This is a genomic window from Streptomyces sp. NPDC007164 (assembly GCF_040634135.1).
Taxonomy (GTDB): Bacteria; Actinomycetota; Actinomycetes; order Streptomycetales; family Streptomycetaceae; genus Streptomyces; species Streptomyces sanglieri.
Genome location: NZ_JBEYFB010000108.1, coordinates 3,230 through 6,131, shown reverse-complemented (window position 1 = coordinate 6,131; position 2,902 = coordinate 3,230). Strand labels below are relative to the sequence as shown.

At 70.0% G+C, this 2,902-nt stretch carries 1 protein-coding gene and 2 pseudogenes; all 3 read left to right on the top strand.

The window, feature by feature from the left end; all coding sequences use genetic code 11:
• A pseudogene (locus tag ABZ622_RS41470) lies at positions 1-111 on the top strand (IS5/IS1182 family transposase); the annotation flags it as partial.
• A 94-nt stretch (positions 112-205) separates the two neighbouring features.
• Positions 206-421, top strand: a pseudogene (locus ABZ622_RS41465) (IS5/IS1182 family transposase); the annotation flags it as partial.
• Between the two features lie 357 nt (positions 422-778).
• The coding region (locus ABZ622_RS41460) for an NB-ARC domain-containing protein (protein ID WP_360552453.1) at positions 779-2,902 on the top strand (2,124 nt) is incomplete at its 3' end.

Genomic DNA, 2,902 nt, shown 5'->3' with positions numbered 1-2,902 from the left:
GACCACAAACGCTGGAAACAACTGATCCGCTGGACTCACCGACGCGAGACGCTGCCCGCCACCTACCAGGCCATCGCCGGCCTCGTCTCCGACCGGGCTACTGCAGCCTGAAATCGGCCGCGACCAGGAGAAACACGCCTCACCCGCTATCACGCACCAACTCGTTAGAGATCAACGAAGCCAGCCGGCCTTCCGCCTCGGCCAGGACGATCTCGGCGAGGGCTTCGTCCCGCAACCGAAACGGTGGGTGGTCGAGCAGGTCAACGGCACCCTCATGCTGCACCGGCGCCTCGCCCGCGACTACGACCACCGACCCGACAACGCGGCCTCCCGCGTCTACTGGGCCTCCACCGCCGGCATGCTCCGCCGCCTCACCCCCCCTACCTCCACTTGGCGGGACGACGTGGAGCTTGCCGCGTGAACGTCAGCGAACTCCTGCGACTGCTGCAGACCGAACACGACGAGACCGCCGCACGAGCCGACTCCTCCGCACCCGAATCCTCCTGCGCACCTGAACGGATCACGTCACGAGATCAGCGACAGAGCCGATAAACGTGCTCAGTTCCTGACGTGCTGGGGGGCAGGCGAGTCGCCGTGCCACGCCCGGAACGGCTGACCTTCAGTCGCCGGTCCTTCGTCGAATGGTCTCCTGTCGCCGTCCACGGCACGGGCGTCCTGCGTGACCGACCCGGTCCGGCAGGTCGCAAGCCTTGCGATCAACCTGCTGTCCGGCCGGGCGCCGCACTACGCTCAGGCTCCGGGGATCTCGGGTGTGGGGGTGACTGTGGATCGTGTGCGGCGGTGGACGCTCGCGGTGCTGGCCGTGACGGTGACACTGGTGGCATCGCTGCTGGCGCTGGCGGTGAACGCTGCTACCGGTGACGAGCGCTGGCCGGGTGTCCTGGATGTGCTGCGGAAGTACGCGTGGTGGTCGTCGGGTGCGCTGACCCTGCTTGGCGTCGCGCTGGCGCTGCTGGTCCGGCGGCTGGAGCGCGAGCCCGCGGTGGCTGGTGACCCGCCGCCGCCCGCGCTCCCGGCGGTGGATGACTGGCTGGTGCGACGCGCCGAGCTCGGCGAAGCCGTGCATAAGGTCGTCGCGGGCCGCGGCCGGGCCGTGGGCCTGGTCACCTCGCTGACTGGCGCAGGGGGGTTCGGCAAGACCCGGTTGGCGCGGATGGTGTGTGCCGACCGTCGTGTCCGCCGGCGCTTCCGCGGCCGGATTTACCTGGTCACCGTGGGCCGCGATGTACGGGGCCCGGCCGAGATCGCTGCGAAGGTCAACGACCTCATCCGGGTTATCACCGGCAATGCGGAGACCTTCACCGACCCGGACCTCGCTGGTGCTCACCTCGGGCAGCTCCTGGAGCAGCGCCCCCGCACCCTGCTGGTGATCGACGACATCTGGGAACCCGAGCAGCTGGCCCCCTTCCTCCTCGGCGCGCCACAGTGCCTGCGCCTGGTGACCACCCGCAAGGCCCGCCTGGTAGAGGCTGTCGGTGGGCAGACGGTCCTGGTCGAGCGGATGACCCTCGCCGAGTCCCGCCAGGTCCTTCTCCAGGACCTCGACGAGCAGGCACTGCCCTCCGGTGTGGTGGTCGAGCTGCTCGCCGAGTCCGGGCGATGGCCGCTGCTGCTGCGGCTGCTCAACCGCCTCATCGTGCGCGAGACCTCCACAGGCATATCCCTTGAGGACTCGGTGCGCTTGGCCATGGAGCGGCTGCGGGCCGAGGGGCCGACGCTGGCGGACGAGTCGGGCGCGGACGCCGCATTGTCCGCGTGGCGCGAGAAGGGCGTGGAAGTCACCATCGAGGCCGCCGTCGACCTGCTGCCCGCCCGCGGCCGTCGTCGTTACCGGGAACTGGGGATCTTCGCCGAGGACGAGCACGTTCCCGTCGACCTGGTCTGCCAGCTGTGGGAGCGCAGCACAGCCCTGGCACCGCAGGAGGGCCGCGCCCTGCTGCGGGAGATGGACGACCTGGCACTGGTCACCCTCGACCCGGCCAACGGCAGGTGGATCTCCCTGCACGACGTCCACCGCGACTACCTGCGCAAGATGCTACGCCCGGCCGGGATCACCACGACCAACGACTACCTGGTCCGCGCGGTTACCGCCCGCCTCGCGCCCGCCGCACCACTGGCCCCGGGCACGCCGGACCCGGGCCGGGCGTGGTGGGAAACCACCTCTGGCTACCTGCTCGACCACACCGTCGCGCACCTGATCGCCGCCGGCCGAACCGACGAGGCCGAAGCCGTGGCCTCGGACCTGCGCTGGATCGAACGCCGCCTCCGCCAACGGGGCACCGTCGCACCCATCACCGACTTGCGCCAAGTCCCTACACCTGCTTCCGCCACCCGTGCCGTTGACCTGTCACGGGTGGCCCACCTGCTGCAGCGCACCGAACCGGAGCACGCGGTCCTGAGCGTCCTGCACAGCCGCCTGCACGATCTCGCGCACTGGCGGGATCAGACCACCGCTCGGTCCGCGCAGATCACACACCCCCGTCTGACAAATACCTGGCCGCTGCCGGATCAGCCACACCCAGGCCTCACCCAGGTGATCACCAATTACTGGAGGGACTTCACCCTGGCGATCTCTCCCGACGGGGCCTGGATCGTCAGCGCCGGCGACGACAAGACTGTGCGGATCTGGGACCGGGCCACCGGCACACAGACCGCCGAACTCACCGGCCACACCGGCTGGGTCCGGTCGGTGGCGATCTCTCCCGACGGGGCCTGGATCGTCAGCGCCGGCGACGACAAGACTGTGCGGATCTGGGACCGGGCCACCGGCACACAGACCGCCGAACTCACCGGCCACACCGGCCGCGTCCAGTCGGTGGCGATCTCTCCCGACGGAGCCTGGATCATCGGCGCTGGCGAGACTGTGCGGATCTGGGACCGG